The sequence below is a fragment of the Paenibacillus albidus genome (assembly GCF_014644435.1).
Classification (GTDB): Bacteria; Bacillota; Bacilli; order Paenibacillales; family Paenibacillaceae; genus Paenibacillus_AQ; species Paenibacillus_AQ albidus.
Genome location: NZ_BMKR01000012.1, coordinates 154,770 through 178,985, shown reverse-complemented (window position 1 = coordinate 178,985; position 24,216 = coordinate 154,770). Strand labels below are relative to the sequence as shown.

The following is a 24,216-nucleotide window of genomic DNA, read 5'->3' as shown; positions in this document are numbered from 1 at the left end:
GGATTTTTCACTCACTTTTTGTTACGATAGATATAAGTTCAATGATCCGTGCAATATCAGGGAGATAAATTGTCATTCCCGGGTAACCTTACACCTTTGAAAGAAATTTTGAAAGGAAAATGAAGCGTTATCATTGCACAAATGTACAAAGTGTCGTATCATAATTTTAATTAGTCGAACGATAAAATTTATCGCAATGGAGAGAGTAATTTGACGGTAACCATTTACGATGTAGCTCGAGAAGCAGGCGTGTCTATGGCTACGGTATCACGGGTTGTGAATAATAACCCCAACGTGAAACCGCAGACCCGGAAGAAAGTATTTGAAGCGATTGAACGTTTGGGCTATCGTCCCAACGCCGTGGCCAGGGGTCTGGCCAGCAAGAAAACGACAACAGTTGGTGTTGTCATTCCTGATATCTCCAACTCCATCTTTGCTGAAATTGCACGCGGAATTGAAGATATTGCCAATATGTATCATTACAACATTATTTTGTGTAACGCGGACAAACGTAAAGAGAAGGAAATTCGTGTCATCAATACCCTTCTGGAGAAACAGGTGGACGGATTGCTATTCATGGGCGGTACGGTGACGGAAGAGCATATTCAAGCCTTCCAGACCTCTGCTGTTCCTATCGTTCTTTGTGCTACACGCGATGAGAAGGGGACCTATCCTTCGGTAGATATCGATCATGAGACGGCTGCTCTTGATGCCGTGAACACACTGATCCGCCACGGTCACCGTGAAATTGCGATGATCAGCGGCACGCTCCAGGATCCGGCGAACGGTTATGCCCGTTTCCAGGGATACAAGAGAGCGCTGGAGGCTGCAGGGATTGAATATCAGGAGGATCTGGTTCGTATCGGCAACTACCGCTACGAGTCCGGTGTTGAAGCCATGAAGTATTTCCTTGGCCTCAAGAAGAAGCCGACAGCTATTTTTGCAGCAACGGATGAAATGGCGATTGGAGCCATTCACAGCATACAGGACGAAGGACTGAAGGTTCCGGATGATTTCTCCATTATCAGTGTGGATAACATTCGTATGGCCTCGATGGTTCGTCCGTTGCTTACTACTGTTGCTCAGCCGATGTATGATTTGGGGGCGGTTGCAATGAGACTGCTCACCAAACTGATGAAGAAAGAGACGGTTGAGAACGCACGGGTTATTCTTCCCCATGAGACGATTCTCCGCTTGTCTGTCAATCATGTAAACAAATGATTTATGGCCGAATTTTACAGCATAAGAAGCTCCTTCGGGGGCTTTTTATGCTGTTGCTGTATCATAATAAGAATACGGAGGGTGCCTATGAGTACAAACAGAAGTCTAAGAACCGGGATCATCGGGGCCATGGATGAGGAAATCAAGCTGCTGCTGGAGGGAATGCAAGAGAAGGAGACGACAATCAAAGCGGGGATAACCTATTCCACAGGTACGGTATTCGGTCAACCGGTAGTGTTGTGCAAATCAGGAGTAGGCAAAGTGAATGCGGCGGTCACGACGCAAATCCTCATTGATTCTTTTGGAGTGACTCAGGTTCTGTTCACGGGAGTGGCCGGAGCATTGCACCCGGAACTGAATATCGGGGATATTGTCATTTCTTCCCGTTGTATGCAGCATGATATGGATGCTACGGCGCTGGGTTTTGCCAGAGGGACTATTCCCTATCAGGAGGTTTCATCATTTCCTGCAGATCCGGAATTGATTCTTCAGGCTGAAAAGGCCTGCCGGGAGCTGAAACAGACCTACCTGACGGGGATTGTGCTATCCGGTGATCAATTTATCGCAAGTTCCGATACGGTAGCCTTACTGAGGGATCAGCTGGAAGGCAGTTGCGCCGAAATGGAAGGGGCGGCCGTCGCTCAGGTCTGTTTCATGAATAACATTCCTTATCTGGTAATCCGCAGCATGTCTGACAAAGCCGACGGCTCGGCCCATGTGAATTTTGCAGAATTTACAGTGGCCGCATCCGAACGTTCACATGCTATCCTAGAACGAATACTGCAGGGGAGTTAAGCCTGTTCTTCAACAGGATTATCGGATTAATACATAAAACGTTGTCTGAAACGCACTCTGTCGAATGTTTCCTGTGAGGACATCGGGACCTCCCGGCCAATCCGCACCATTAGACAATTGGCCGGATGGGAACAGATCTCCGGATCATCGGTAGCATACCAGACCATATCTACCGTCTTCATCAGCTTCTCCATCATTCTGCGGTAGGCCCATACATCGAGTCCGCTGCCCTTCAAATCCCAATGCCAATAATACTCCGTCGTGAATACAATGCAGTTCTCCAGCTGTTCCTGTTCAAAAGCGGTAGTAATCAGCAGCTTCCCAAGTCCCGCTCCCCTGTATTCGTTAGCCACTTCCACAGCGCCTAATTCAATGAGATCTTTCATCCCGCCCTGGGACCACAGCTCCATTTCGTCCGGATAATGAAAGGTAACATACCCCACAATGGTTTGGCTCTCAACAGCGGCAATAATACGTCCCTCGGGGAGGCTGGCGATCTCAATAAGCGCTTCCAGCTGTTCCCGCGGCTTCCGGAAGGCATCCAGGTCAGGATGCATCTCGAGGCCTTCCAGTTCCTTTGGAGAAGTGGGGCCGCTTACAGTTATGGACCTTCCGGCATGTACGAGAGTGTGAAGAATAGGGATTTTACGATGCTCCATGGCCGGGCTCCTTTCAAATCAGCATAAATAATGGAATGTAACCGCTTGCTGTGCTATACTTGATTCTGACATAAAATATTCACAAATGCTACATTGACATCATTATTTATGAGAAGAGTCGTACCCTTTAAGCTTAATTCAAATCAATGAGGGAGGCAAGAGTGATGGGTCAAGTCCACAGCGAAATTATACCGGGCCGCGTTGAACAGTCCAACATGCCTGATTATGCCCGGGCCAGAGCCGATTTTGAATGGGAGGATATTGAGCGCCATTTCTCCTGGTATGAGACCGGCAAGGTAAATATGGCCTACGAAGCCGTGGATCGCCACGTTCAGGAAGGACGGGGGACACAGACGGCCCTGCTCTACAGTGATGCATTACGGCAAGAATCCTATACGTTTGCCGACTTGCAGGAGCGATCGAACCGGTTCGGCAATGTATTGCGCAAATATGGCATCGGCAAAGGAGACCGGGTCTTTATCTTTATGCCTCGCCAGCCGGAGCTGTATTTCAGCTTGCTTGGCATTCTGAAGATCGGGGCCATAGCCGGGCCTATGTTCGAGGCATTCATGGAGACGGCGGTCAAGGACCGGCTGGAAGACAGTGGTGCTGTCGCGCTGATTACCACACCGGCCTTGCTGCATCGGGTCAAAAAGGAAGAGCTGCCGGAATTGCGCCACATTATTCTGGTTGGCGGCGGTTCGGATATTGAGCCGGGAATTCTCAGCTACGAAGAAGAGATGGATGCTGCAGCTCCTGAGCTTACACCCGAATGGCTCGGGCTGGATGATGGGCTGATCATGCATTATACCTCCGGATCAACCGGGAAGCCTAAGGGCGTCTACCATGTGCAAAGAGCCATGATACAACATTATTATACTGGCAAAGTCGTACTGGATTTACGCTCCGACGATATTTATTGGTGCACTGCTGACCCGGGATGGGTCACGGGAACCTCCTACGGGATCTTTGCTCCCTGGCTTAATGGAGTCACCAATGTGATACGGGGAGGACGCTTCAGCCCCCAGGATTGGTATCAGACGATTGAGAAGAATCAAGTGACGGTCTGGTACAGTGCTCCGACAGCTTTCCGCATGTTGATGGGAGCAGGGGAGGGCAGTCTGCAAGGGGTGGATTTAAGCAGTTTGCGTCATGTCTTGTCAGTCGGAGAGCCGCTGAATCCCGAAGTCGTACGCTGGGGCGAGAAAATCTACCATCAGCGCATTCATGACACCTGGTGGATGACAGAGACCGGTGCACAGCTCATCTGCAACTATCCATCGATGGACATCAAGCCGGGTTCCATGGGCAAGCCGCTGCCGGGAATAGAGGCGGCCATACTGGATGACAAAGGTCAGGTTCTCCCGCCTTATGCAATGGGAAATCTGGCGATCAAAACGGCATGGCCCTCCATGATGAGCAGCATATGGAATAATCAGGCCAAATACGAGGAGTACTTCCGTATTCCCGGCTGGTATATTTCCGGAGACTCCGCGTATATGGATGAGGACGGTTATTTCTGGTTTCAGGGCCGCATCGATGATGTCATTAACTCATCCGGAGAACGGATTGGGCCTTTTGAGGTGGAGAGCAAGCTGGTGGAACATCCGGCAGTGGCGGAAGCCGGGGTGATTGGCAAACCTGATGTCACTCGCGGCGAAATTATCAAAGCATTCATTTCCTTGCGTGAGGGCTATGAGCCTACTGCGGCTTTGAAGGAAGAGATCGCTGCTTTTGTCAAAGCCGGACTGTCGGCCCATGCTGCACCGCGGGAGATCGAATTTAAGGATAAACTGCCCAAGACCCGTTCCGGCAAAATTATGCGCCGTGTCCTGAAGGCTTGGGAGCTGCATCTGCCGGCGGGAGATTTATCAACCATTGAGGATTAGACAAAGCAATTTCTGGGCCATGACCCAAACAAAAAGAGCGATTCTCTCGTTACCAGAGAATCGCTCTTTTGTTGATTGCGGTTTTAAATTGAGGCAAGCTGGACTCTTTTCGTAAAAACCTGCCTACCGTCTATTTCCGCCATTATTTCCAGCTGTTTTGCCTCCCGGGCTGTCGCCAGCTGGACTGTTGCTGTTGTTTCCTTGCGTATTGCCTCCTTGAGCTTTACCACCCGGTGCAGTGGCGCCGGGAGTTTCACCGCCTTGCGGATTGCCTTCACCGGTGGTGGAGGCATCTCCGGGCGGCTGAACAATGATCATACCCGGATCGGCTGGAGTTTCTTCACCAGCCGGATCTGTAGGCAATACAGGGTCTGTTCCAGGCAGTATCTCTTCAGGAGGCTGCGTAGGCTCCGGAGTGGATACGGGTGTGTTCGCTACACTGGTTGAAGAGGTTTCGTTGCCGGCCACATCAACTGCTGTAACGTAGAAAGTCGCATTGCTCCCTGCCGGAGTTCCGGACTGGAAATTCAGGCTTTCGCCAACGGAGATGACATCCTGCTTCTGAAACGAACCGCCATTTAGCGAGCGGTATAAACGATAGCCTACGACATCGGGAGATCCGCTGGCGGAGAAGGTGATGACTGCTTTGCCCGAACTGTAAGATACATTAACATTACGCGGAGCCGTTGGTGAAGAGCCGTCATCCACCCGTGGATCCACTTTGGTGGGCATATCGGTCTTGGCATCGGCCGGCATATAGTACCCGAGTGATTCGTGGCGTTTCATTTTGGAGAACGCAGCGAGCAGCTCCTTGACCAGATCCTGGATAGGCTTCTCCCGTTTGACTACGATTTTTTCCCTGAGGAAATCATCGGGTGTACCTTCCAGCGGAATATAATTCACTCCGTTATAGGTAATATATCTCGCTCTGGAGATCCCGTCGTCGCTGTCTTTCGGTATGAATTTGGTGTTGAACAGGTCCGTGTTGAATCTGTCGGTCAGTGACGTAGGCAACTTGCCGCTATAGGCCGACACTGTCTTTTTGACAATACCTTCCGGCTTCGCGAATGCATCCGTCACAAAAAGCTCCGGTTTCTTCTCAATAACTTCGTTCATTACTTTGGCCCATAAGGACTGGGCTTGACGTCTCTGGGTTTTGGTCTCAAGGGTATTGATCTGTTCTTTATACCCGACCCATATGCCCAGTGTGACGTCCGGAGTATAACCCATGAACCAGACATCAGCATAATTCTGGGTGGAGCCGGTTTTGCCGACAATCGGAATATTCTTGAAATGTTTGTAGTCTTTGCGGACTGTGCTTGCGGTACCATCAGTAATAACGGTACGCAGCATATCGGTCATCAGATAGGCAGTCTGCTGTGTGAATACCTGTACAGGCTTGACCTTGTGCTGATATACGATTTTTCCTTCCGAATTCACAATCTTGTCGATCATATAGGCATCGTTAAAAGCTCCCTGATTGCCAATCGCCGAATAGGCATTTGTCAGTTCCTCCACGGAAACGCCATAGCGCAGGCCGCCGAGTACTCCTGTCTGTGCATTGTAATCCTCATCCTGGATCGTAGTGATGCCCAGCTTTTTGGAGAAAGCCCAGGACTTCTCAATCCCTACTTTTTCGTTGAACAGCTTGAGAGCAGGGAGGTTGAGGGATTGATTGAGTGCATAGCGTGCAGTGACCAAACCTTGATAACGATTGTTGGAATTCTTCGGAATATGGAAACCATTGCTGCCGTCCTTCAAAATAATCGGCGCATCATCCAGAATTCCGGCAGGCTGAATCAGCCCTGCATTCAGTGCAGGCAAATAAGCGGCGATCGGCTTCATCGTCGAGCCGGGCTGGCGGACCATCTGGGTCGCGTAATTCATCTGTTCAATATTAAAGTCGCGCCCTTCGATCATGCCGAGTATGGCCCCGGTTTTGTTGTGGATCAGCATGCCGGCGGTTTGTTCCTTGCCTTTGGTCTTGCTGTCCTTGGTGAAGTTCTCACTGTTCTCGGAGATGTTGTGCATGGCACTGTATACTTTTTTGTCAATCGTCGTGTAGACACGGTATCCCCCGGTCATCAGCTGCTGGCGGGCTTCCTCCAGCCGGTCAGCACTGTTTGCCTTCTTGCCGGCTTCAGCTTCCGCAGGGGCGGTGGTTTCATCGGTAAGGGTCAGCAGAATCTCTGCCGCCTGGCGCTCTGTTTCGAGCATCAGATAGGGATAGGTGGCATAAGCCTTCTTGGCATGCGGTGCCAGTGCACCCTTGATATCGAATGCAAGGGCCTCCTCATATTGTGAGGTGGTGATTTTGTTCTCCTCCAGCATCCGCCGCAGCACCAGCCGCTGACGGTCCATAGCCCGTTTAAAAGCTTTCTCGTTGAACTCGCCCACTCCGTTAAATGCCGAATAAGCGGAGGGAAGCTGTGGCAGTCCGGACAAATATGCAGCTTGAGCGACATTGAGCTTGTCTAGATCATCCAAGCCGAAGATGCCCTTGGCCGCTGCCTTGATACCGTATACGCTATAGCCGTTGGAACCATTGCCAAAAGGAACCTTGTTCAGATATGCCGTTAATATCTCCTGTTTGGATAAGAAACGCTCCAGTCTCAGGGAGAGAAGGATTTCCTTAACTTTACGGTCCTCCGTTTTGTCGAGACTAAGGAACATGCGTCTGGCGAGCTGCTGCGTAAGTGTGCTGCCCCCGGTCTGAACGGATTCGTTCAACAGCTTTTGCTTGACTGCACGCAAGGTGCCTTTCAAATCCACGCCACTATGTTCATAAAAGTTATTGTCCTCTATAGCGAGAACTGCATCAATAATAAGCTGTGGGATATTGTTGAATTCAATAATTCTGCGGTCTTCATCGGTCCGCAGCTGACCGATCGGTGTACCGTCACGGAAATAGGCAAATCCGGTGATGGAGTTCTGGCTGACTTGCTGCTGAATCAATTCCCCGGAGCGGACAGGGTCATCTTTTACAATGGAGCTGACATAACCTGCGACGGCGCCTCCGCCAAACAGAATGCCCATTATCCCGAGAATAAACATCCATTTAACGACAGAACCGAACCTGCGGAGCCAGGATCTACGAGGTGGATGCTTTTTTGCGGTGTTTTTCTTGTTCTCCTCAACCATCGACGATAATCCTCCTTTTAACGGAACTATTATAGCACAAATTGGCGATTTTGAATGCGCTTCTCCCGGAATAGGCTGTTTATGTATCTTTTTGGGTAATTGGACATAATAAAACCCCCCGGAAAGCTCCGAGGGGTTCTATTAGACTCGCTATAAGCGAGAGATTAACGGTTGTAGAACTCGACGATTTGTTTCTCATCGATATCCTGGGACAATTCAGCACGTTCCGGCAAACGGATATATTTGCCTTCCAAAGCTGCATCGTTGTATTCCAGGTAACCCGGCAGGTGCGAACGGTTAGCAAGTGCTTCTTTGATGGAAGCCATGCTTTGGCTTCTTTCACGAAGACCGATAACGTCGCCCAGGCTTACACGGTAAGAAGCGATATCGACTTTTTTGCCGTTAACAGTTACGTGACCGTGGGATACCAACTGACGTGCTCCGGCACGGGAGTTAGCAAAACCAAGACGGTACACGAGGTTGTCCAGGCGGCTCTCAAGCAAGAACATGAAGTTTTCGCCCGCGATACCTTGGATTTTTTGTGCTTTGGTGAAAAGAGTTTTAAACTGCTTTTCGCCCAAGCCGTACATGTGGCGCAGTTTTTGTTTTTCCAAAAGCTGCATTCCGTAGTTACTTACTTTTCTGCGTTGGTTAGCGCCGTGTTGTCCTGGTGGGAAAGGGCGTTTCAGGTCTTTGCCTGTACCGCTAAGGGAAATGCCCAGACGGCGGCTGAGTTTGAATTTAGGTCCGGTGTAACGTGCCATGTTATAGTAGACTCCTTTATAATTGAAATTTCTGGGTTAGGGCCTATTTGCGCCGCTATTCGTATTCAGTGGATAATAGTAGTCCACACTGCAGAGAAGTTCAGCCGCTGCCCTGACAGTAACGAAAAGCGTGAGGGTGACACAACGTTACGCCCAATATAAGACCTGTTACAGTCTTGTTCAACAATAAATATTATATGAAAACGACAGCCAAAGTCAAGCGCATTATATAAAAGTTTTTGTCTATCTTTGTCGTTAGTGCTTAGGTCCTAAAAAAAATCCCGGAAATCAGGAAAATATAATGCAATACAGGAAGAAAGAGAGTAAAATATAACTAAATTAGATGCTTTCGGAAAGAGCAGTAATCCATAAAAGATGCAAAGGGGATCCTCTTTATGTCAGAACAGGAAGCTTACGGTCCAGTCAGGGACAATCGTATGCTGTTGCAGGACATCGTGCAGGCAAGCGGAGATTTCGAAGATCCCGCCGCTTGGCTAAGGGAAATGGACATTGTATCCCATGATTTTCCTTATGCAGCCAATCTGATTGCAGACAGCTACTATGAATGGCGCGAAGGGCAGTCCGCCCTTGTTTTTGCCGATTCATGGCACTGGGGTGTCCTTAATTATAAAGGTCAATGGATAAATAATATACAATTCTCTCAAGATTATTGGAGGCCGCAATGGGAGGCGGCTGCGGGCATAAGTCTGGCTACCGGCAGAACGCACACCCTTCAAGACAACAAAGACGGACAGGACATGAGGATTCTTACCATTCCCGTGTTCTCCCGCAAAGACGGGGAAATCTTTGCACTGCTCGGCTGCGCCATGCCCGCCGGGCAATATGAACAAGGCGGAGCCCAGACCGCCGAAGCTATGGCTCTGCACTACCGGACCTGCTTCTACCGCAGATTCGAGCATGTGTTTGTGTCTGATCTTGCAGGGGTACACCAGCATGCGGAGCGGGAGAGCAGCCGCCGTTCCCTGCTTTTCCAGATTGTGCAGCGCATGCATGACAACATCGATGTGGATGCTGTGCTGACAGAGGTGATCGGCAGTATATCTGCAATGTACCCCGGGGCCAGGCTGGAGCTCTTTATGTCCCAGGATCATCGGAGCACCCATCCGCAGGTCAAGCCGCTGCCTATGGTCTGGACAAGCAATGATGTATGCGCCAAGGCCTTTAAGGACGGAAAAGTTGCCATCCATCCCGGGGACAGGGGATTTGATCGTCTGGAGGATCACCAGTTTGTGGAAATCGGTCTCCCGCTCAGCGGCAAACAAGGCGTGTACGGTGTGTTTCACATGATCGTGGACAATCCGTCCCTCCAGGGCATTGATCTGCATTTTCTTTCCATGGTGGCCGATACTGCCGGAACAGCGTTTGAGAACGCCAAGCTGTATGAGCGCTCCAACCAGCTGATCCGTGAGCTGCGGATGAGCAATGAGCTGACACAACGCCTGAATCAGAGTCTGCGTCTCGCGGATATTTTTCAATTTGCTTTTGAAGAGCTGCTGGAAATGTTTGGGGCGGACTATTGCTGCATCCTGCATCTGAACGAAGAAAAAGGAGGGCTTGAGGTTGTAGCCTGCAATTATCAGCCACTTCGCAACATGATCCTGGAACCGGGGAAAGGGCTCGGAAGTATGGTATATGCAACGGGAGAATCCCTGATCCTGTCCGATTATAAGGAGAATCCCGGCATGACTTCCCAATTGATGGAGGCGACGGCGTCACAGTCGCTGATCGTCACTCCGCTTAATGTGGGCGGTGAAATACGCGGTGCGATCATGCTGGCTCACCGGGATGCACATTACTTCTCTTATGACAACTTCAGATTGCTGCAAGCCATGGCTGGCCACATTGGTCTTGCGGTCGGCAACGCCCGGCTGCATGCGGAGGTGCGGCGTCTGGCCAACCGCGATAGTCTAACCGGGCTGTACGCCCGCCACTATCTGGATGAAGAAATCAAAGACCGGCAGTCAACCGATTTCTGCGGAACGTTAATTGTGGTTGATATCGACCAATTCAAAACTGTAAATGATACCTATGGCCATCAAAAAGGTGATAAAATCCTTAAGCAGGTCAGTGAGATTGTGAAATCTTCGATCCGCCAAGGCGATATTGCCGCGAGATGGGGCGGTGAGGAGCTGGCGGTCTATCTGCCGCAGCTTGGTGTGCAGCAGGCCGTCTATGTGGCGGAACGGATCCGCAAACGGGTGATGGTCGAGACGGAACCGACAGTTACCGTATCCTGCGGGATTGCGGAATGGAGCTGGACCGATGATCGCGTTAGTGTGGAGTCGCTTTTCTACCGGGCAGATATGGCATTATATGAAGCAAAGAATAATGGCCGCAATCAGGTCGTTATTGACACTAAAAAAAATGAGACGATAATCAAGAACCCTTGGACGTAAGTTCCGGGGTCTTTTTTTGTATAAGCCTTTGCCGCCAGGAGAACCTAACCTCAGGCAAGATTGCTGCTGCAGGATTCAGGGATGAGGGGTGGGCATAATGAACGGCAACAGAACAACGGCAGGGAGCAAGCGAAGAATAGGAGGGCTTATACTGGCTGCAAGTATCGTTTGCTGCAGCTGTGGCTCGATGAATGACAGACCGGCCCAAGAGGGTCTGGCGTTGGCATTGGCCGGAATGGCCGGCAGTGACGGGGTAAGCTTTGAGGGCGGAGCAGCGCTGCTGCAGGGAGGCAAAGCCTTCCCGGGCTCAACGATTTATTATGGAGGACACGTGAAGGACCACAAGAAGGTCAGTCTGTTTACGCTGCTGCCCGATGAGCGTCCCTCTCCTGCAGCGGCCGGAACAGAAGCGCTTAAGCAGCAAGAAACCATCGCGCCTGCCTATTACAGCCAGCTGGAAAAGAGAGAGGGAAAGTGGCAGCTGCTGAACAATAAGACCTCCGCCGGGGAGAATAATCCGTTGCCTGCACTCAACCCGCTCCGCCAGCTGGAGGAACTGGAGCGAATGGACAAAAAAGTAAGCGAGGAGACAGGCGCGGCCAGTGGCACCCGGGTGCTACGCATTGAGCTGACCGCTGCACAGGCTCATGAACAACTCGCTGCCGAGCTGGAGCAGGAAATGCAGGCGCTGCGGCCGGGAAGGGGCTTTTCAGACGCCGGGGCTGCGGCTGGGCGCAAACAGCAGGCCACAGAAGCCATGGTGGCGTTATGGGAGAAGCGCAACAGCGAGATGAAGCTTAGGCTAGAGCAGGCGGAGATCAAGACCGTCTATCACCTAACCGTGGATACGAGGCACAGCCTGCCCAAACGGCTTGCCTGGACCAGAGTAGTCAGTTACCCTGGAGCGGCGAACCGGTCTGCTGACGAGACTTATGTCATGGAGGTGAGCTTCTACGGGTACCGCTGATTAGACTTGCCGCTTGAAGGTCTTGCGCTCAACAATGGGCATGCTACAATAGAAAGGCATTTTTATTTCCGTTTATTAGGAAGGAAGAGAGAGACGAATGAAAGATCCGAGAATTCAGAAGCTGGCGGAGAACCTTGTAAGTTATTCCGTAGATGTACAACCCGGCGAGAATGTGCTCATCGAAATGATCGGCAGTGAGAAGGATTTGATTAAAGCGGTTGTGGAAGAGGTAGGGAAAGCCGGCGGACACGCTTTTGTACAGCTGACAGACCGTACGGTTCTCCGCAGCATGCTCAAATATGCGACCCGTGAAAGTCTTCAGACGTGGGCAGAGATTGACCTGAACCGGATGAAGCAAATGGATTGTTATATCGGAATCCGTGCAGGCGAGAACGTAAACGACCTCTCTGATGTGCCGGAAGAGAATATGAAACTCTATAACTCCGTATATTCCCATCCTGTACATAGCGAGCAGCGTGTAAAGCATACTAAGTGGGTCGTTTTGCGTTATCCGAATGCCAGTATGGCCCAGCTCGCCAATGTCAGCACAGAGGCATTTGAGGATTTCTACTTTGCAGTCTGCAATTTGGATTATGCCAAAATGGACAAGGCACAGGATGCTCTTGCTGAACTGATGAACAGAACCGATAAGGTGCGGATCTTTGGACCGGGAACGGATCTGACCTTTTCGATCAAGGGAATCGGCGGGCAGAAATGCTCCGGCCAAAGAAATATTCCCGATGGCGAGGTATACACAGCGCCTGTCCGCGATTCAGTCAACGGCACCATCAGCTACAATGCGGCTACCCTGTACAACGGCATTACTTTTGAGAATGTGAAATTCCGCTTTGAGAACGGCAAAATTGTCGAAGCAACCAGCAATGACACAACACGTCTGAATGACATTTTGGACTCGGATGACGGTGCACGCCATATCGGGGAGTTTGCTATCGGCTTCAATCCCTACATTCTGCATCCGATGAAGGATATATTGTTTGATGAGAAAATTGCCGGAAGTCTTCACTTTACACCGGGTCAGGCTTATGAAGTAACCGATAACGGCAACCGTTCCTCGATTCACTGGGACCTGGTGCTGATTCAACGTCCGGAGTATGGCGGCGGAGAGATCTATTTTGATGATATTCTGATTCGCAAGGATGGAATATTTGTACTGCCCGAACTCGAAGGTCTGAACCCCGAAAACCTGAAATAAAATGTAAAGAAAAGAAAATCACCTTGCGCGAGTAAGCGGATTCAATGTATCATGGAATTGATTACAAAGACTACAGGTTCATAATCAAGTTGCGGAGGGATTCTTATGTCCAGTAACAATGCGGCAATCGTGGATATTGCCCAAACGGCAAGCCAGTTTAACTCATCGATCGTTCTTCAAGCAGACAACAAGTACATTGATGTCAAAAGTATTCTGGGATTGTTCACCACGCTGGTATCAAGCCAAAGCTACGAGCTTCATGTTCACGGAACAGATGCCGAAGAAGCTAAGAAGGCCATGAGCGAAGTCTTCGCCAAGCACGGTCTGAACTTTACCGTTGTAGCCTAATATCGAAGAGGTTTGAGAACGCCCTGCCGACTGCGGCAGGGCGTTTTTAGGCATAATACAAACTATAATGAACTGAATTCTTGTATTGGGTTCCGATTTCGACTAATATTAAATAAACTAGTAACGCAGCTGTAACTTTTGGACATGGGGGGGAAGAAGCATGACTTCATCGGATTTACAGGAACAGATTAATCTTAAAGCGATCACTCTTCTACAAGAAGATGCCGATAAAATTGAGAAGCTTATTGAAGTACAGATGGAAAATCTGGCCACACGCTACTGCCCTCTCTACGAGGAAGTGCTGGATACTCAGATGTACGGTTTCTCCAGAGAGGTCGATTTTGCGGTCAGAGCGGGTCTGGTGCCCGAAGTTGCAGGAAAACTGATTCTAAGCAAGCTGGAACGCAATTTGGCTGTGCTCTATGAGGCGCTGAACAATAAAGCGACACAATGATAGGTATGCCGAAAGCGCACATGAGGACGGTGGGGTCGCTCATGTGCGCTTTTTGTATTGTCCGGTTGTCTTGCTGCCCGGCTGTGATCTACACGAGATAAAAGGAGACGCCGAGTATCAGGTAGACGACCAGCAGCAGCAATCCTTCGTACCAGTTGGTTGCCCCGTCCTGCGTAATCGACTTGGCTATGAATACGGCGACAGCGATCGCCACCAGCTCTATGGTCGTGAATACGATATCCATGGTATTGCCCATGAAATAACTTGCAAAGATAAGTACAGGTGCGACGAACAGAGCGATCTGCAAGCTGCTGCCGACAGCGATTTCTACCGCAGCTCCCATCTTGTTCTTCATGGCAAGCAGAATGGCGGCACTGTGTTCGGCGGCATTACCGATAATAGCTACCAGGAAAGCGCCAACGAAGAGTTCGCTGAATCCAAAACGTTCCGTCAATGTCTCAAGCGTCCCAACGAGCCACTCACTGACAAAAGCAACCATAACGGTAGCCAGGATCAGGTACAGGATGGAGCGGTTTCTCGACCAGACTGGTGCATGCTCGTTAGGCAGGACCTCATCCTTCTTGTCGGTGACGTCCTCCAGGTACTTCTTGTGCGTAATCATGGAGAAGGATAGCCAGGCCATATAGGATACAATCAGGATGCCGGCCACAATCAGACTCAGCAGCTTGGTGTCCTCGTCCGTAATAGAATGGGTGTTGAAGAACATGGCCGGTACAAACAGGGCGATAATGGCCACAATCATCAGCGAGCCGTTAAGCCCGGCCAGTGTGACATTGAAGTTCTGCACTTTGAACTTCAGACCTCCGGCAAAAATACTTAGTCCCAGGACGAGCAGCAGATTGCCGATAATCGAACCGGTCAGGGATGCCTTCACCATATCGAAGAGTCCTTCCTTGACAAGGAAGAAAGCGATAATCAGTTCAGCGGCATTGCCGAAGGTTGCATTCAGGAAGCCGCCAAGGCGCTGTCCGGCATAATGGGCTACGCTTTCCGTGGCCCGGCCCAGAAATCCGGCCACAAACACGACCGCGATGGAGGACAGAATGAACTGCAAGGTGTGATCCCAGTTCGCATAATGTGCGACGGCGCTAAGGATAAAGGTGATTGCCAGCAGCGCCGGCGATATCCACTTTTTCATTGTAAGCACGCTCCAGTCTCTTATATGTAGGATGAATTCTTAATCAATATACCCAAATTGATTCATAGTGTAAACGGGGAATGATACAAGAAATAGAAAGTCATTTGCTTTTTAGCCTGTTTTGGAATTACAATAATTGATAATGAGTGTAGGGGGGATATGGCATGGCAGAACAACTTCAACTGGAAATGGGAAATATACGGATTTCAAATGATGTCGTCTCCAAAATTGCCGGTTTGGCAGCCCTGGAGACACCGGGAATTGCGGCCATGTCCGGCGGCCTGTCGGAAGGCTGGGCGAAACGCCTGAGCGGCAAAAATGTGCAGAAGGGCGTGACCGTTGAAGTAGGTCAACTGGAAGCTGCGGTAGACTTGCGGATTATTGTGCTCTATGAGACGCCGATCCACGAAGTGTGCCGGATGCTTCAGCAGAACGTACGCGAGGCTGTGGAGAGCATGACCGGCCTGCACATTGTTGAAGTCAATGTCAAGGTGGAAGGCGTCGCTTTCAAGAATGATGAGATTTCCTAGATGACGAATTCTGCAGCACAAGAATAAACCAAACGAGGGTGTCCCATCAGCCAGATTGGCTGCCGGGACACCCTCGTTTGGTGTTTGATGGTATCACCCTGCTTGAAGAAGCGCTGCCTCTTGGGCACGGAGTGCTCAGCGGGCACGACGGATCTGGCGGACAGTAGTTACCGATTTGGTAACCTCTTCTTTCACCGGCAGGTTGGTTTCCCGCGAGATGCTCAGCATGATTCCCATGGACAACATGCTTACCAGCAGCGAGGAACCGCCATAGCTGATGAAGGGCAAAGTCACCCCGGTGAGCGGGATCGTTTTGGTGACGCCCCCGATGTTGACAAAGGCCTGGATGGCGAACAACCCCATCACACCAATACCGACCAAGGTGCCGAACGGGTCCTTGCATCTTAGCGCAATCAGAATGCCCCTCCAGATAAAGTAGAGGTAAATAATCAGGAAGATGGCGGTGCCGATAAACCCGAATTCTTCTCCAATTATAGCAAAGATAAAATCGGTGTAAGGTTCAGGAAGGTAATGCAGCTTCTGCACGCTTTGTCCGAAGCCGGACCCGGTGACACCGCCTTCCCCTAAAGCAATCAGGGACTGGATAATATGATAGCCGCTGCCGTCTTCATCAGCATCTGGATTGAGGAAGGCTTCCAGGCGTTCTATTTTGTAGTTATCATTGAGGGCCTCCCCGGTAGCGGGAGTAAGCGAATCAATGGCGGCCTTGGCCCCCATCACGATTCCGACCCCAAGCACAAGCAGGGCAACCGAGGCCATGATATGTTTCATGCTGGCGCCGCCGGCATAGATCACAAGTCCGCTTGTGGCCACAAGAATCATGCAGGAACCCAAATCGGGCTGCATCATAATCAGGCCGGCTACAATGCCGACGATGACCATAACTGGGATATAGCCTGTCCGGAGATCTCTCAGCCGCTCGCCTTTTTTGCTGATCAGTGCCGCAAGATAAAGGATGATGGCGATTTTGGCCAGCTCGGTAGGTTGAATGCCCAGCGTACCGATGCCGATCCAGCTCTTCGCCCCGTTGATTCTTTCACCAAAGGCCACGATGAGCAGCATAATGAGTGTGATAATAAAGATAGGCGCGTACCATTTCTTGAACTTGGAGTAATGAATATTCATAACGGTAAACATGACGAAAGTGCCCAGCATGATCCAGACGATCTGGCGTTTCACAAAATACAGCGGATCATTCCGGAAAAAAAGACTGGAGCTGGAGCTGAAGACCATAATGAGGCCAAAGCCTACCAGCAGCAGGGTCAGAATAAGCAGTTGAAAATCGGGTGTGCCTCTTTTGGGCAGGTTGACTTTTTTGTTTGTCGTTCCCTTACCCTTACTCAAGCCTCCAGCAGCTGCTTAAGCTCGAGGATGCGTTTGGCAGCCACGTCAAGGACGGGTTTGGGTACAGGGGACTCATATTCCAGGCCATGCGGGAAGGTAGCTCTGCCCAAGTAAACGGCTTCAATGGAAAGGACGGTTTCCGGCTTCTCCAGCTTCCCTTCAACAGCGCGTGTGTTCACACGGAGGAAGTATTCATCGCCGCTTTGTTCATCTTCAATCTTGCTGTCGTAGGTGGCACGGTAATATTCCCACTGCCAACGGATGAAACCTGCTTTTGTCGCACTTTCGTCCAGATAGTGCAGATCACTCTTAAGTCCTACGAGACCCGTGTTCTCAAAAATCATAGCGCACAACTCCCCCTTATGAAGTATAATGATTAATTTGCCATCTGCTTGCAATGTTCTTCCTCATGATAGTATGTTTCCAAGGGTTGTGCAAGGGTGTACAATGCTTATCCATACCCACATTTTTGTGTTTCTGCTACAATAAAAGAAATAGGAAAGGGATGGGGAAGATATGGAGATGTTGCCGATTGAACAACTGCTGCCGGAGCTGGTGAAATGGCGCCGTTATCTGCACAGGCATCCGGAGCTGTCGTATCAGGAGAAAGAAACATCAGCTTTTGTAGCGGGGAAGCTCGCGGAATTTGGAATGGAAGTCAGGAGAAGCCAGACAGGTTATGGGGTAACAGGTGTTTTGCGGGGGACAAGCCCCGGTAAGACGATTGTGCTGCGGGCCGATATGGACGCCTTACCCATTCAGGAAGAGAACAATACCGATTATGTCTCGGAAAAGGAAGGGGTCATGCATGCCTGCGGCCATGATGGCCATACCGCAATACTCCTGGCTGCCGCTTCCTATTACTGCAGCCGCAAAGAGACTCTAAAGGGGGAACTGCGCTTCCTGTTTCAGCCTGCGGAAGAGGTCTGTCCAGGCGGAGCGCTGGGCATGATTGAGGAGGGAGTGCTGGCGGGAGCGGATGCCGTCTACGGACTTCATTTGTGGACTCCGCTTCCGGTTGGAACGGTTGGCACAACGCCGGGTCCGATGATGGCCTCTGCCGATGAATTTTTTATTGATATTATCGGCAAAGGCGGTCATGGCGGCATGCCGCACCGCACAGTCGACAGCATTGTTGCCGGAGCCGCGCTGGTCACCCAGCTGCAGAGCATCGTGAGCCGGTCTGTAGATCCGCTTAGTCCGGCTGTGCTTAGCGTAGGGACTATTCAAGGGGGATTCGCCCAGAATGTTATTGCCGAGAAATGCCGGATTACAGGAACGGTCCGGGCGTTTGATGAAGAGACCCGGCATTTGATCCGGCGCCGGATTGAAGAATTGTCCTCTTCCCTGGCGGCCGCTTACGGTACGGAAGTGAAGATCGACTATGTAATGGGATACCCGCCGCTGGTCAATGATGCAGCGGAAGCCGAGCGTTTTAACCGTGTGGCTCCGGCAGCGCTGGGTGAATCGGTAAAGGTGATCACGCTGGAGAAGCTGATGCCCGCCGAGGATTTTGCATATTATCTCAGACAACTTCCCGGCTGTTTTATGTTTGTAGGCGCGGGCAATCCGGAGAAAGGCCTGATCTATCCGCATCATCACAGCAAGTTTGATTTTGACGAGGATGCCCTGCTGCATGGTGTTAAGCTTCTGGTCGCCATGGCGGATTCTGCTCTGAATGAGAAGTAAGCTCCGTATAATTCAAGCCTATGAGGGAGAACCTATTTCCGTAACATGGAAATTTAGACAGGAGGCTCTTTCATGACAAACAGCAAAACGGTTAAAGAGGTTATGACCCCGAATCCGGTATCGGTTACTTTGAATGATAATATATACGAAGTTGCCGTCAAGATGAAAGATCATGACACCGGTTTTATTCCAGTGGTCCAGTCGGAAGAGGATCAGATTCTGATCGGCGTTATCACGGACCGGGACCTTGTACTCCGCGGGTATGCAGACAAGCACTCCGGCTCTGCCGCAGTGGAGAAGGTAATGACTTCGGATGTCCGTTCGGTTTCCGAAGAGATTTCCGTGGATGAGGCCGCCCGGCTGATGGCTGTGGGCCAGATCCGCCGCCTGCCTGTTGTCAGCGGCAAGAAACTGATCGGGATCGTATCCATTGGCGATCTGGCGGTTCATCATTCTTTTGCGGATGAGGCCGGAGAAGCACTGAGCGGAATTTCACAGCAGCAGCATTTGCATTAAATCATATGAAAGTGGGGAGCTCATGTCCGGCAGCCGGAGGTGGGCTTTTTCTAAGTTGGGTAAGGAGGAGATGAAATGGAAGCTTCAGGTGCCATTATTGTGCAGAGAGACCGGACCCTGCTGCTGGAATGTGCTCATCCCGGATTTGAGACGGCCAGGGAAGAGCTGGCCGCGTTCGCAGAGCTCAGCAAGAGCCCTTCGCTCTACCACACTTACCGGATTACACCGTTGTCGCTCTGGCATGCGGCGGCGCTTGGGCAGACCGCTGAGCAAATCAACTCAACGCTAGCCAGGCTCGCACGCTGGGGGGTGCCGGCAGGGCTTCAAGAGGAGATCAGCTTGCTGCTGTCCAGATATGGCCAATTGACTCTGCACAGGCATGTCGATCAGCCTGACCGGCTTACGCTGCGGGCCGAAGCTGCGGCACTTCTCGATGAGCTGGAGCAGCAGCCCGGCTGGACAGAAATAGGGCTTACGCGGAGCGGGCCTGCGGAGTGTGACTGTTGTGTTGCCTCACGCGGCAAGCTGAAGCAGGAGCTGACCCGGCTGGGTTATCCGGTGCTGGATTATGCCGGCTATCATAAAGGACAGCGGTTAAGCGTGGAATGGCGGAGACCTGACCGGGGCGGGAAAGGCAATGACGGTTCTTTTGAACTGCGTCCCTATCAGCAGGAGGCGCTTCAGCGGTTTCAGGGTGAAGGCGGCATGGGAGGCAGCGGGGTAGTTGTACTGCCCTGCGGGGCCGGAAAAACGGTCGTCGGAATAGGAGTACTGGAAAGCCTGCAATGCGAAACGTTGATTCTGACATCAAATGCCACTTCGGTCAGGCAGTGGATAGAAGAGCTGCGGGAACGGACACAGCTGCAGGATGAAGAGATCGGCGAATATTCGGGCGAAAGGCGCCAGGTGCGGCCGGTAACTGTGGCAACGTATCAGATATTGACACACCGCCGCTCCAAAGGAGGGCCCTTTGTCCATATGAATCTGTTCAATGAGCGGAACTGGGGCTTGATCATCTACGATGAAGTACATTTGCTGCCCGCTCCGGTGTTCCGGGCTACAGCGGAGATTCAGGCCACGCGGCGCCTGGGGCTGACGGCTACCCTGGTAAGGGAGGATGGCAGGGAAGGGGATGTGTTCTCTTTAATCGGCCCTAAACGCTATGATATGCCCTGGAAGATGCTCGAACGGCAGGGCTGGATTGCTTCGGTAGAGTGCATTGAAATAGCTGTGCCTATGGAACCGGTGCTGCGGCGCCAATATTTATATGCGGAGGGGAAAGAGAAATTTCGCCTGGCCGCAGCCAATCCGGCAAAAAGGGCTCTGGTGGCCCAACTGGTGAAAGCGCACCGCGGGGCTGCCGTTCTGGTTATCGGCCAGTATCTTGACCAGCTGGACCAGCTGGCCGAATATATCCGGGCCCCCTTAATTACCGGGAAAACCCCGCAGGAAGAGAGAAACCGGCTGTACGCAGCTTTTAATGAAGGGCGGATTGAGGTGCTGATTGTATCCAAGGTGGCGAACTTTGCGGTTAATCTGCCTGATGCTTCCGTAGCGATTGAGGTGTCCGGCGCCTTTGGTTCCCGGCAGGAGGAGGCGCAGCGGCTGGGCCGTATTCTGCGTCCGAAAGCAGGCGGGAACCGGGCCTATTTCTATACCCTGGTCACCGCAGACAGCCGGGAACAGGATTTCGCTCTGCGCCGGCGGTTGTTTCTGACAGAACAAGGATATGAGTACGCAGTGAGAACAGCGGCGTATGGAGAGGAGAATGTGCTTTGAGACCCTTGTCCCCGGAAGGAAGTGAAGTGCTGCAGCGGATCTGTGCGGCTCATGCCGCGTTGCCTTTTCCCGCAGACAAAGCCGACAGATTGCGGCCGCAGAATCTGTGCCGGGCAGAACATAAACTGGCTATAGCCGAACTATTGGACGCGGGAGTCCTGCAATTGCGCCAGAAAGTATGGGGAGAGCGATTGTATCAGATACCGGCAGAAAAGCTGCCCCTCATTCAGCAGAGCTTCTTCCCCTATGAGCCGCCGTCCGCCGCTGACAGTCAAATACGAATCACTGCTGAAGCCGGACCGGGGCTGGCGGCGGATCTGTTCCGGGCACTGCTGTATACGGGCCGCGAAGGGCTGCCGCTGACGGGCAAAGGCAGTATCCACAAAAAAAACCTCAACCGTCTGGCAGAGCAGCTGTCTTTCAGGGGCGAGCAGCTGATAGGTTTGTCTGTTTCCACGGCCTTGGACGGACCGTATCCGCTCCATACTGCCGTTGCCATAGATCTTATGCTGACACTTGGTCTTCTAGAGCGGGCCGGCACAGCATATTCTTTGCAGCCTGCTGTACTGGAGAAGTGGCTCCGGCTCAGTGAGGACGGGATGAATACCATTCTCTATGAGAGTGTGCTGAACCGTTATGGCAGTGCCAGACCGGCAGAGCAGCATTTGAGGGTATTGATATCGGCCCCCCGGTTTGTACCAGGCGAGTGGTTCGTGCTGGGGGAGGTTCTGGAATGGATGACGGCTTCGGGACTTGCCGCTGCCGAATCAGGCGGCGGCAGTCTGGAGGCCGCAAGTCTAAGCTGGCTGCAGGGACTGGCCAGCTTCGGGTGGTGCGAGACCGGAGAGCTTCGCAGCGGTGCGCCTTGCTTCCGGTGGACAGCAGCGAAGCCGCAGTTGTCCAGTGGTGCCCCCCAGGCGTTGCTCCTCCAGGATGAAGATGCTTCCATGCTTATGGTTCAGCCGGATTTCGAAGTCCTTGTTCCTCCCGGAGTTCCTTACACCGTCCGCTGGACCCTGGCGTGCTGCGCCGAGCTGCGGCAGTGGGAGGGGATGTGGGTCTTTCGACTGACCCGGGAGAAGTTTGCGGCTGCAGCCGATCTGGGGCTGGCTGCGGACGACATTATTTCCTGGCTGAACAGGCTGGCAGCAGGTGGACTGCCGCAAGGCGTTAAGCAGTCTCTGGAGCAGTGGGCCAGAGGGATGGGCCGGACCGTATTGGCCGAGGTTATCGTGCTGGCTTGCCGTCATGCAGAAGATGCAGAGGTTATTGCCGGCCATCCGCGCCTGCAGCAGAGCTTAAGCCGCCTGGGACCGCTTCATTTTGCTGTAAGCTCCGGGGAGGTGGCCCGGGTTCGTCAAGAGCTGGCTGCAGCCGGAATGGCTCCGCCGCGCTTGATAGAAGGGCAGCAGGATGCGGATACGCCGAGAATTCCGCTGTATCTCGGCAAGGAAGCCGCAGCTGCCGATGTTTATAAGATCCCGGATTCAGGTCTGGACTGCGGGCTGTATGGTGCTGGGGCTGAATTCTGCCCCGGGACGTCCGTCTCCCCTGAATCCATGGAGGAGCTGCTGCCGGGAGTGGCCGGAGTGCCAGCGATGTGGAGCAGGGATTGGCGGGTGTATCATACCACTACTGCGCAAAAAATAATGGAGCAGGCGGTGGAGTGGGGCATACGGGTCCAAATTGTGCTCGGTGACGAGCGGGTGGATTTGATTCCCGAAAGAATCACCCGGAACCCCTGGAGGGTAAGCGGGTATATCCTGCGGGCCGGTGAAAGCGATGCGGAGGAGGCCGGGCTTTCGGCAGCGGACTGGAAGGAAATGAAGCTGATGATTCCGGCCGGCTGCAGAAATTCCTCTTCTGCTTGAGCAACCGGTTATGTTATGATAGGAAAGTCTACTGGAAATGGTAGAACATTCACGTAGAAAAGAGTTGAAGTTCATGAGCGTAGCGGAAATAAATACGGTCGATATGGCCGAAGTGCTGACATACGCCTATGAATTGGGCGACATGATTAATCAATCCGCCGAGGTATCGGATTACTTATACTGGAAAGGCCGGGTAGATCAGAACCCCGCCATCCAGGCCATGGTCAAACGGCTTCACCAGAAAAAGGAGCTCTTTGAAGAGACCCAGCGTTTTGGACATTTCCACCCGAATTATCATTCGGCCAAGGATGAAGTGTCGGCAGTAGAGGCTGAGCTTGAGCAGTTCGAGGAGGTTGTCCGCTTTAAGCAGGCGGAGAAGACCCTGGATGAAATACTGCATTCGATGTCGGAAGCGATTGCTTTTTCCGTATCGGACAGCATCAAAGTTCCCAGCAACGACCCATCGCCCAAAGGCGGATGCGGCAGCGGCGGGAAATGCTCCTGCGGATAAGCTGCCCCGGGGCAAGAGAGACAGAAAGGCGGATGAGCTTATGTTTGCGGAACGCACAGGATATATAGTTTGGGTGAGCGACGTCAAGGCGGCGCGCAACCTGGAGAAATACGGCACCTTGCATTACGTCTCCCGCAAGATGCACTACGCGGTTATGTATGTGAATTCGGATCGTGCCGAGGAAGTCATGAAGAATGTCCGCAGGCTGTCCTACGTACGCAAGATCGAAAGATCATACCGTAACGAACTTAAGACGGAATACACCAGCAACGGACCGGACAAGTCCCGCTATTACGGATTGTAACGAGGCTGGTTCTGACAGGCGCCCATGGCGCCTGTTTTTTTGGATACATAGGAAATTATACAATGCCCAAAAATGTGGATATCCTGGAAGCTTCAGATGAAATAGGCGGTGCAGGGGGATTGGGTTCTATCAGCGGAGTGAAGCGGACAGAGAAGCCCTTATTTTGTGAAAAAGTCTACTTTCCTGGCGAATCCGGACTCAGAAGCCGTTATATCGTTCATTTGAGCCTGGAATGAGGGGAGAGGGGGCAATTAGCGGAATCTCTGTCCGTAAGTCCTGCAGAATCGACGAATCCTCCCCAATAAGGGATTTCCTGTCCGCATCAGCGGCGGATAGATCGTGAAGAGACCGAATCAGCCGCGGATAGATCGTGAAGGGAGCTCATCGTGTCCGCAGAAGGACCCCCGCACAATCGCAAAGTACAACAAGGGTCTTAACCACGCTATATGGGCGAGAGTTATGCACGTTTTACAACAGTGTGAGTGCTAAGCAAGCCAAATGATGATAATGTTGCCTCTTGTCTGTTGTACAACAATTAGGGCATCGTAAGCTCCGAGTTGTTATTCAACCGTAGGGTGATTTTGTTCATACACGTGCAAGCAATGCGCTATTCGCGGCCGCTTA

22 protein-coding genes are annotated in these 24,216 nt (G+C 51.8%); 16 read left to right on the top strand and 6 right to left on the bottom strand.

The genetic code is table 11. The features are described 5' to 3' along the window. Positions 1–210: 210 nt before the first annotated feature. Both ccpA and IEY53_RS16375 read left to right on the top strand, forming a co-directional pair. A complete protein-coding gene (gene ccpA / locus IEY53_RS16380) occupies positions 211–1,221 on the top strand; it encodes a catabolite control protein A (RefSeq protein WP_189026747.1) in 1,011 nt (336 codons plus the stop codon). 87 nt (positions 1,222–1,308) lie between these two features. Then, positions 1,309–2,016 (top strand): 5'-methylthioadenosine/adenosylhomocysteine nucleosidase, encoded by a 708-nt coding sequence (locus IEY53_RS16375; protein WP_189026745.1) that lies wholly within the window; start codon positions 1,309–1,311, stop codon positions 2,014–2,016. Positions 2,017–2,042: 26 nt separating this feature from the next. Here the strand turns inward: IEY53_RS16375 and IEY53_RS16370 are convergent, their stop codons facing one another. Continuing rightward, positions 2,043–2,675 (bottom strand): GNAT family N-acetyltransferase, encoded by a 633-nt coding sequence (locus IEY53_RS16370; RefSeq protein ID WP_189026743.1) that lies wholly within the window; start codon positions 2,673–2,675, stop codon positions 2,043–2,045. A 164-nt stretch (positions 2,676–2,839) separates the two neighbouring features. Between IEY53_RS16370 and acsA the strand changes: the two genes are divergently transcribed. Continuing rightward, the gene (acsA, locus tag IEY53_RS16365) at positions 2,840–4,564 is read left to right on the top strand and encodes an acetate--CoA ligase (RefSeq protein WP_189026741.1); all 1,725 of its coding nucleotides are present in this window, start codon (positions 2,840–2,842) and stop codon (positions 4,562–4,564) included. Between the two features lie 123 nt (positions 4,565–4,687). Here acsA and IEY53_RS16360 read toward each other — a convergent pair whose 3' ends face one another. Next, on the bottom strand, positions 4,688–7,705 hold the full coding sequence (locus IEY53_RS16360; RefSeq protein WP_189026739.1) for a transglycosylase domain-containing protein: 3,018 nt from the start codon (positions 7,703–7,705) through the stop codon (positions 4,688–4,690). A gap of 164 nt (positions 7,706–7,869) precedes the next feature. After that, on the bottom strand, positions 7,870–8,469 hold the full coding sequence (gene rpsD / locus IEY53_RS16355) for a 30S ribosomal protein S4 (protein WP_189026737.1): 600 nt from the start codon (positions 8,467–8,469) through the stop codon (positions 7,870–7,872). A gap of 395 nt (positions 8,470–8,864) precedes the next feature. Between rpsD and IEY53_RS16350 the strand changes: the two genes are divergently transcribed. The 5 genes from IEY53_RS16350 to IEY53_RS16330 all read left to right on the top strand — a co-directional run bounded on the left by IEY53_RS16350 (position 8,865) and on the right by IEY53_RS16330 (position 13,868). Continuing rightward, positions 8,865–10,886, top strand: a complete 2,022-nt coding sequence (locus IEY53_RS16350; RefSeq protein WP_189026729.1) for a diguanylate cyclase — start codon at positions 8,865–8,867, stop codon at positions 10,884–10,886. A gap of 97 nt (positions 10,887–10,983) precedes the next feature. Then, positions 10,984–11,853 (top strand): hypothetical protein, encoded by an 870-nt coding sequence (locus tag IEY53_RS16345; RefSeq protein WP_189026727.1) that lies wholly within the window; start codon positions 10,984–10,986, stop codon positions 11,851–11,853. Between the two features lie 97 nt (positions 11,854–11,950). Further along, the gene (locus tag IEY53_RS16340) at positions 11,951–13,066 is read left to right on the top strand and encodes an aminopeptidase (protein WP_189026725.1); all 1,116 of its coding nucleotides are present in this window, start codon (positions 11,951–11,953) and stop codon (positions 13,064–13,066) included. 105 nt (positions 13,067–13,171) lie between these two features. Further along, positions 13,172–13,414, top strand: coding sequence for an HPr family phosphocarrier protein (locus tag IEY53_RS16335; protein ID WP_189026724.1), 243 nt, complete (start codon positions 13,172–13,174; stop codon positions 13,412–13,414). Positions 13,415–13,574: 160 nt separating this feature from the next. Then, complete coding sequence (locus tag IEY53_RS16330) at positions 13,575–13,868, top strand: Fpa/YlaN family protein (RefSeq protein WP_189026723.1); 294 nt, start codon at positions 13,575–13,577, stop codon at positions 13,866–13,868. A gap of 88 nt (positions 13,869–13,956) precedes the next feature. On the opposite strand, the gene cax is transcribed toward IEY53_RS16330, so the two are convergent. Further along, a complete protein-coding gene (gene cax, locus IEY53_RS16325) occupies positions 13,957–15,027 on the bottom strand; it encodes a calcium/proton exchanger (RefSeq protein WP_189026721.1) in 1,071 nt (356 codons plus the stop codon). Positions 15,028–15,191: 164 nt separating this feature from the next. Here cax and IEY53_RS16320 point away from each other — a divergent pair, with 164 nt between their 5' ends. Further along, a complete protein-coding gene (locus IEY53_RS16320) occupies positions 15,192–15,557 on the top strand; it encodes an Asp23/Gls24 family envelope stress response protein (protein WP_019911482.1) in 366 nt (121 codons plus the stop codon). Positions 15,558–15,692: 135 nt separating this feature from the next. Here the strand turns inward: IEY53_RS16320 and ftsW are convergent, their stop codons facing one another. Then, positions 15,693–16,922, bottom strand: a complete 1,230-nt coding sequence (ftsW, locus tag IEY53_RS16315) for a putative lipid II flippase FtsW (protein ID WP_189026719.1) — start codon at positions 16,920–16,922, stop codon at positions 15,693–15,695. After that, entirely contained in the window at positions 16,919–17,266 is a 348-nt protein-coding gene (locus IEY53_RS16310; RefSeq protein WP_189026717.1) for a YugN family protein, read from the bottom strand. Before IEY53_RS16310 ends, ftsW begins: the two co-directional genes overlap by 4 nt. A 172-nt stretch (positions 17,267–17,438) precedes the next feature. Here IEY53_RS16310 and IEY53_RS16305 point away from each other — a divergent pair, with 172 nt between their 5' ends. The 7 genes from IEY53_RS16305 to IEY53_RS16275 all read left to right on the top strand — a co-directional run bounded on the left by IEY53_RS16305 (position 17,439) and on the right by IEY53_RS16275 (position 23,828). Further along, positions 17,439–18,611: a M20 family metallopeptidase gene (locus tag IEY53_RS16305; protein WP_189026715.1), complete on the top strand. Its 1,173-nt coding sequence runs from the start codon at positions 17,439–17,441 to the stop codon at positions 18,609–18,611. A gap of 72 nt (positions 18,612–18,683) precedes the next feature. Next, the gene (locus tag IEY53_RS16300) at positions 18,684–19,127 is read left to right on the top strand and encodes a CBS domain-containing protein (RefSeq protein WP_189026713.1); all 444 of its coding nucleotides are present in this window, start codon (positions 18,684–18,686) and stop codon (positions 19,125–19,127) included. Between the two features lie 75 nt (positions 19,128–19,202). Then, positions 19,203–20,906, top strand: a complete 1,704-nt coding sequence (locus IEY53_RS16295) for a DNA repair helicase XPB (protein WP_189026711.1) — start codon at positions 19,203–19,205, stop codon at positions 20,904–20,906. Further along, positions 20,903–22,777, top strand: a complete 1,875-nt coding sequence (locus IEY53_RS16290) for a helicase-associated domain-containing protein (RefSeq protein WP_189026709.1) — start codon at positions 20,903–20,905, stop codon at positions 22,775–22,777. Before IEY53_RS16295 ends, IEY53_RS16290 begins: the two co-directional genes overlap by 4 nt. 73 nt (positions 22,778–22,850) lie before the next feature. Next, positions 22,851–23,288 (top strand): YlbF/YmcA family competence regulator, encoded by a 438-nt coding sequence (locus IEY53_RS16285; RefSeq protein ID WP_189026707.1) that lies wholly within the window; start codon positions 22,851–22,853, stop codon positions 23,286–23,288. A gap of 40 nt (positions 23,289–23,328) precedes the next feature. Further along, positions 23,329–23,592, top strand: coding sequence for a YlbG family protein (locus IEY53_RS16280; RefSeq protein WP_189026705.1), 264 nt, complete (start codon positions 23,329–23,331; stop codon positions 23,590–23,592). A 62-nt stretch (positions 23,593–23,654) separates the two neighbouring features. Beyond that, positions 23,655–23,828: a hypothetical protein gene (locus IEY53_RS16275; protein WP_189026703.1), complete on the top strand. Its 174-nt coding sequence runs from the start codon at positions 23,655–23,657 to the stop codon at positions 23,826–23,828. Positions 23,829–24,216: the final 388 nt, after the last annotated feature.

Bases quoted from the DNA above. Each gene is read 5' to 3' on its own strand.
- rpsD (WP_189026737.1), bottom strand. From the start codon at position 8,469: ATGGCACGTTACACCGGACCTAAATTCAAACTCAGCCGCCGTCTGGGC.
- cax (WP_189026721.1), bottom strand. From the start codon at position 15,027: ATGAAAAAGTGGATATCGCCGGCGCTGCTGGCAATCACCTTTATCCTT.
- acsA (WP_189026741.1), top strand. From the start codon at position 2,840: ATGGGTCAAGTCCACAGCGAAATTATACCGGGCCGCGTTGAACAGTCC.
- IEY53_RS16340 (WP_189026725.1), top strand. From the start codon at position 11,951: ATGAAAGATCCGAGAATTCAGAAGCTGGCGGAGAACCTTGTAAGTTAT.
- IEY53_RS16280 (WP_189026705.1), top strand. From the start codon at position 23,329: ATGTTTGCGGAACGCACAGGATATATAGTTTGGGTGAGCGACGTCAAG.
- IEY53_RS16285 (WP_189026707.1), top strand. From the start codon at position 22,851: ATGAGCGTAGCGGAAATAAATACGGTCGATATGGCCGAAGTGCTGACA.
- IEY53_RS16295 (WP_189026711.1), top strand. From the start codon at position 19,203: ATGGAAGCTTCAGGTGCCATTATTGTGCAGAGAGACCGGACCCTGCTG.
- IEY53_RS16345 (WP_189026727.1), top strand. From the start codon at position 10,984: ATGAACGGCAACAGAACAACGGCAGGGAGCAAGCGAAGAATAGGAGGG.
- IEY53_RS16330 (WP_189026723.1), top strand. From the start codon at position 13,575: ATGACTTCATCGGATTTACAGGAACAGATTAATCTTAAAGCGATCACT.
- IEY53_RS16305 (WP_189026715.1), top strand. From the start codon at position 17,439: ATGGAGATGTTGCCGATTGAACAACTGCTGCCGGAGCTGGTGAAATGG.
- IEY53_RS16320 (WP_019911482.1), top strand. From the start codon at position 15,192: ATGGCAGAACAACTTCAACTGGAAATGGGAAATATACGGATTTCAAAT.
- IEY53_RS16310 (WP_189026717.1), bottom strand. From the start codon at position 17,266: ATGATTTTTGAGAACACGGGTCTCGTAGGACTTAAGAGTGATCTGCAC.
- IEY53_RS16360 (WP_189026739.1), bottom strand. From the start codon at position 7,705: ATGGTTGAGGAGAACAAGAAAAACACCGCAAAAAAGCATCCACCTCGT.
- IEY53_RS16335 (WP_189026724.1), top strand. From the start codon at position 13,172: ATGTCCAGTAACAATGCGGCAATCGTGGATATTGCCCAAACGGCAAGC.
- IEY53_RS16375 (WP_189026745.1), top strand. From the start codon at position 1,309: ATGAGTACAAACAGAAGTCTAAGAACCGGGATCATCGGGGCCATGGAT.
- IEY53_RS16275 (WP_189026703.1), top strand. From the start codon at position 23,655: ATGCCCAAAAATGTGGATATCCTGGAAGCTTCAGATGAAATAGGCGGT.
- IEY53_RS16300 (WP_189026713.1), top strand. From the start codon at position 18,684: ATGACAAACAGCAAAACGGTTAAAGAGGTTATGACCCCGAATCCGGTA.
- IEY53_RS16370 (WP_189026743.1), bottom strand. From the start codon at position 2,675: ATGGAGCATCGTAAAATCCCTATTCTTCACACTCTCGTACATGCCGGA.
- IEY53_RS16350 (WP_189026729.1), top strand. From the start codon at position 8,865: ATGTCAGAACAGGAAGCTTACGGTCCAGTCAGGGACAATCGTATGCTG.